General features: G+C 70.6%; 5 protein-coding genes. 2 read left to right on the top strand and 3 right to left on the bottom strand.

The genetic code is table 11. The features are described from left to right. Window positions 1-23 precede the first annotated feature (23 nt). Both G6028_RS14150 and G6028_RS14145 read right to left on the bottom strand, forming a co-directional pair. On the bottom strand, window positions 24-413 hold the full coding sequence (locus G6028_RS14150; protein WP_182659256.1) for a DUF2304 domain-containing protein: 390 nt from the start codon (window positions 411-413) through the stop codon (window positions 24-26). Further along, window positions 410-1,162 carry a glycosyltransferase family 2 protein gene (locus G6028_RS14145; RefSeq protein WP_241730776.1) on the bottom strand — a complete coding sequence of 251 codons (753 nt, stop codon included), beginning with the start codon at window positions 1,160-1,162 and terminating at the stop codon, window positions 410-412. The genes G6028_RS14150 and G6028_RS14145 overlap by 4 nt, the downstream gene beginning before the upstream one ends. 62 nt (window positions 1,163-1,224) lie before the next feature. Between G6028_RS14145 and G6028_RS14140 the strand changes: the two genes are divergently transcribed. Together G6028_RS14140 and G6028_RS14135 are read left to right on the top strand one after the other, a co-directional pair. Continuing rightward, window positions 1,225-2,121 carry a glycosyltransferase family 2 protein gene (locus tag G6028_RS14140; protein ID WP_182644801.1) on the top strand — a complete coding sequence of 299 codons (897 nt, stop codon included), beginning with the start codon at window positions 1,225-1,227 and terminating at the stop codon, window positions 2,119-2,121. Window positions 2,122-2,164: 43 nt separating this feature from the next. Further along, window positions 2,165-2,512 (top strand): hypothetical protein, encoded by a 348-nt coding sequence (locus G6028_RS14135; RefSeq protein WP_182659255.1) that lies wholly within the window; start codon window positions 2,165-2,167, stop codon window positions 2,510-2,512. Window positions 2,513-2,558: 46 nt separating this feature from the next. On the opposite strand, the gene G6028_RS14130 is transcribed toward G6028_RS14135, so the two are convergent. After that, window positions 2,559-4,419: arabinofuranosyltransferase (locus tag G6028_RS14130; RefSeq protein ID WP_182659254.1), on the bottom strand; the 1,861-nt coding region annotated here is incomplete at its 5' end.

The raw sequence follows: 4,419 nt of genomic DNA, 5'->3' as shown, positions 1-4,419 counted from the left end.
CGCGCGAGGGGTCGGCCGCCCGGTCACCGTCGCGGGCGGTCGTCGTCGTCCGCGGCGGGCATCACCGCGGTCGCGCGGGGCTCGTCCTCCGGCCGCACCGCGTTCTGCAGTGCGATGGACCGGGCCAGCCGGGCGTAGCGCAGTTCCTGTTCGCGGAAGCGCACGTACGTGGAGACGGTGACAAAGGCGAAGCCCATCACCAGCGCGTAGAGCACCAGGTCTGTGCCGCGCTGTACGCCCAGCGCGTTGGCCACCACGGTGAGGTCGTCCGGGCGCAGCACGGCGTAGACCATGAACACCACGAACAGCACGAAGCCGATCTTGACCCCGGCCTTGGCCCGCGCCTTGCGCCGGTTGGCCAGGAAGAACGCCACCAGCGCGGCGCCGGCGAGCAACAGCAGTGCCTTGATCATCGCGGCAACCTCTTTCCCACGAAGCCGTCGGAGAGGATGTTGATCCCGTTGAGCAGCGACTGCCCCTTCGACATGGAGTACTCGGTGTAGAGGATGTCGACCGGCTGCTCGGCCACGCGCCACCCACGGCTGTCCATCAGTTCCACGAACTCGCTGGCGTGACTCATGCCGTTCATGCGCAGGTTGAGGTCGTCGGCGACCCGCCGGTTGAACACCCGCAGTCCGTTGTGGGCGTCCGTCAGACCGAGCCTGCGGGTGCGTGGGCTGAGCATGACGACGGTCTTGAGGACGACCCGCTTGATCAGCGGCACCTGGTCGCCCTCGCGGCGTGGGCGGCCGAAGCGGGTCCCCACCACGATGTCCACGGGCTCACAGCGCAGCCGCTCGACCATCGCGAGGACGTCCTTGACCTGGTGCTGCCCGTCGGCGTCGAAGGTGACGAAGTAACGGGCGCCGGGTTGCGCGCGGGCGTACTCGACACCGGTCTGGATGGCGGCCCCCTGCCCGAGGTTGACCGGGTGCCGGACCAGGTGTGCGCCCGCCCGGTGGATCGCCGCCGCGGAGTCGTCGGTCGAACCGTCGTCCACGGCCACGATGTTGGGGAACGTCTCGCGTGCGGTGCCGAGGACGTCCTCGATCACGGTGCCCTCGTTGAAGCAGGGGACGACCAGCCAGACGTCCCTGTTGCCGGCGGGTCCGCCCCCGGACGTGGGGGAGGGTCCTGGGAGTCGCTCACTGTCACTGCTCATCGCCGGTCGATACTATGCGATCGAACGGAAAACCCTGTGACGAGAAGGACGGCGGTTCCCCGATGGCCATCGATGTGATGCTCCCCTACTACGGGGACGTCGGCCACTTCAAGAAGGCTGTGGACAGTGTCCTCTCCCAGACCTACACCGACTTCCGTCTGGTCGTGGTGGACGACGGCTACCCGGACCCGGAGCCGGCCCGCTACATGGGGGAGATCACCGCGCGCGACGAGCGGGTGACCTACGAGAAGAACGAGACCAACCTCGGCGCCAACGGTAACTACCGCAAGTGCCTGGAGATGGTCACGGCACCGATCGTCGTGGTGATGGGCGCCGACGACGTCATGCTGCCCAACTACCTGCAGGTGGTGGCGGACGGTTTCGCGGCCGTTCCCGACGCCGCCGTGATGGAGGTCGGCGTCAGCGTCATCGACGAGCACGGTGCCCCCGTACGGCCCCTGTCCGACACCGTCAAGGCGTTCACCTCGCCCAAGGCCGACGGTCGCACGGTCCTCCACGGCGAGAAGCTCATGACCTCGCTGATGCACGGGAACTGGACCTATTTCCCGTCGCTGGCGTGGAGTTCCGAGTGGATCCGCCGCATCGGGTTCCGCGAGGGACTGGACGTGGTGCAGGACCTGGCGCTGCTGGTCGACGTGATCACCGGTGGCGGTCACATGGTCTACGACCCGACCCTGGCGTTCCTCTACCGCCGGCATTCCGCCTCCGACTCCTCGGTGCGCGCGCTCGACGGCCGCCGCTTCGACGAGGAGGCCCGCTTCTTCGCCGGTGAGGCCGACGCGTTCGCGGCCCGGGGCTGGAAGAGCGCCGAGCGGGCCGCGCGTCTGCACCTGACCTCGCGGTTCAACGCGCTGTCTCTGTTGCCGACCGCGGCCCGGGCCGGCAAGTTCGCCGAGGGCGGCAAGCGGCTGCTCGGTCACAGCTTCCGTAAGTTCTGACCCCGACGGGAATTGACCGGAGCTGGCACGAGAGGAGGCCGGGATGATCCCCGAGGCGTGGATCCCGCACCGCCGTGAGGACGGCGAACTGATCGGCTGGATCGACATGACCACCGCCGAGCCGCTGCTCGTGCCGATCGACCGGCTCGGCCGCCCGCTCGATGCGGTCGACGACTGGCACAGGGCGGAGGACGTACTCGAGGGGATCGGTCTGCGGTTCCTCATGGAGCGTTTCCTGTTCCACGAGAACGGCCGCGACACCGTGGTGCGGATCTCCCACCTCGACGAGGACCGGATCGTCTTATCGACGGCGCTCACGGACGCGATCGAGGAGGTCGGCCGCGAGATCGTCGCACCGTTCCCGGCGCCGTCGACGCTGCGCCCCGGCTGACGACGCCGGCGACACCGCGCCTCGCCCGGCCTCCGGCCCGGCCCGGTCACCGCCGCACGACCACCACTCTCGAGCCCACCTCGCGGACGTCGAACAGTGCCGGGTCCTCGAACTGCTCCGGGTGGAACCGGATCTTCTCCCGACTGTTGTTCCGGGCCAGGGGCATCTCGTTGATCGCCACCGGGACCACCCAGTTCCTCGAGCCCTCCCGATCGAACACCATCACGTCCGGGCCGCGGAACGGGCCTGAGTCCATCGCGGCGGCCAGCTCGCGGGGGGAGTCGATGGAGGCCCACTCCCGGACCTCGTCCGTCCGTGCGGTGTAGCGACCGGCCGGGGTGGCGTAGGCCTGCGCGGGTGCCTGGAAGGTGAAATACGGGCGGTAGGCGTAGACGGTCGGGACCGACGTGAGGACCACCAGGTCCGAGGGCTCCCGCCCGGGGGTCATCTCGTCGATCGCCTCCAGCACCTCCAACGGGGCCGCGGGGGCCTCGCGGGCTGCGGCGGCGAACCGCGAGTCCTCCTCCGAGACGTGCTGCACCATCTGGATCGCGGCCAGACCGGCCACCACCACGGCCACCGCGGTGACCCGGCCGCGCGAATCCGCGGGCGACGTGGCCAGCGCCCACCGGGCCAGGGCGAGCGAGCCGACCACCCCCGCGAGCGCGAGTGCCAGCGTGACTACCGGGATCAGCCGGAACGGCAGCAGCGTGGACCCGGTGACCGCCCGCAGCCCCGAGAGCGCGTACCAGCCGAACGCCGTGACGACCATCAACCCCAGGGCCTGCGCCAGCACGAGACCGCGGTCCGGTGCCGGCAGCGGCCAGCCCGGTGAGTGGGTGGCCTCGTCGTCGTCGTAGTCGTGGTCATCAGCGTGGCGACGGCTGGCTCCCCGGTCTCCGATCCGGGCGCCCAGGGACGCCGCACCGCGGTCTGCGAGCCGGCCGGCACGGTCCGGCCACACCGTCACCACCACCCACGCCAGCCCGATCAGACACAGCAGGCCGGCGGCGGACACCTCGAACATCGGCAGCGGCCAGCGGGAACCGATCTCCGGGGCGAAATCGTTGGCCACGGACGACTCGGTCTCGGCGCCACCGAGCACCGCCAGGAGGAAGCGGTGCCAGAACACCAGCGCGATCAGCATGGAGATGCCGGCCGTCGCGGCCAGGTGGGCGATCAGCGCGCCGACGACGCGGCGGTCGGCGCGGTGGCGCACTATGTCGACGACGACGACGACGACGACGAGGGCGACCAGCAACGCCGCGACACCCGCGATGAGCGTGTACGCCAGCGCGGCCCAGCCGAGGTAGACGCCGATCGTCACGACCAGCGGCCACGTGGGTCGGCCGGCCCCGGGGTCCCGCGAGCGCGCGGCGGCGCGTGCGCAGAGCAGGAAGGTCGCCACCACGACCTGCGGGAGCAGGCAGATGAGGATCCACGAGTAGGGCTCGTAGGCGTTAGTGTGCCCGCCGACGACCGCGGTGACCAGACCGAACAGCACGGCCAGCCGCGTCGGCACCAGCCAGCGCCAGGCGACAAACGCGATCGCGCCCGCGATCGCCATGGTGACGATCGCGTAGGGCTTGTAGAACTCCCATGCCTCGACCCCCGCCAGCGCGGCCAGTCGCCCGCCCACCCAGAACCACTGCGGCGGGTAGAAGGGGGCGGCATCGGCGTAGAAGGGGTCGCTCAGCGCGGGGGAGTCGGCGAAGCGGGTCACGTAGGCGACGCGGTTGAGCTGGTCGCCGCCGAGCCCGAAGAGATAGTGCGGGGTGCCGTTCAGCAGCAGCCCGAGGTGGGAGGAGGCCAGGAACGCGGGGCCCGCGGTCCCGAGGAACCACAGGGCGCGCTCGCCGGTACCGCGGCCGCTGCCTCGGCCCCGGCGCCCCCCGCGCAGCAGGAGC

The sequence above is a fragment of the Dietzia cercidiphylli genome (genome assembly GCF_014145145.1).
Classification (GTDB): Bacteria; Actinomycetota; Actinomycetes; order Mycobacteriales; family Mycobacteriaceae; genus Dietzia; species Dietzia natronolimnaea.
Note: the sequence above shows the minus strand (reverse complement) of the source record. Positions and strands in the feature narration are given on the sequence as shown.

Bases quoted from the DNA above. Each gene is read 5' to 3' on its own strand.
- G6028_RS14145 (WP_241730776.1), bottom strand. From the start codon at position 1,162: ATGAGCAGTGACAGTGAGCGACTCCCAGGACCCTCCCCCACGTCCGGG.
- G6028_RS14150 (WP_182659256.1), bottom strand. From the start codon at position 413: ATGATCAAGGCACTGCTGTTGCTCGCCGGCGCCGCGCTGGTGGCGTTC.
- G6028_RS14140 (WP_182644801.1), top strand. From the start codon at position 1,225: ATGGCCATCGATGTGATGCTCCCCTACTACGGGGACGTCGGCCACTTC.
- G6028_RS14135 (WP_182659255.1), top strand. From the start codon at position 2,165: ATGATCCCCGAGGCGTGGATCCCGCACCGCCGTGAGGACGGCGAACTG.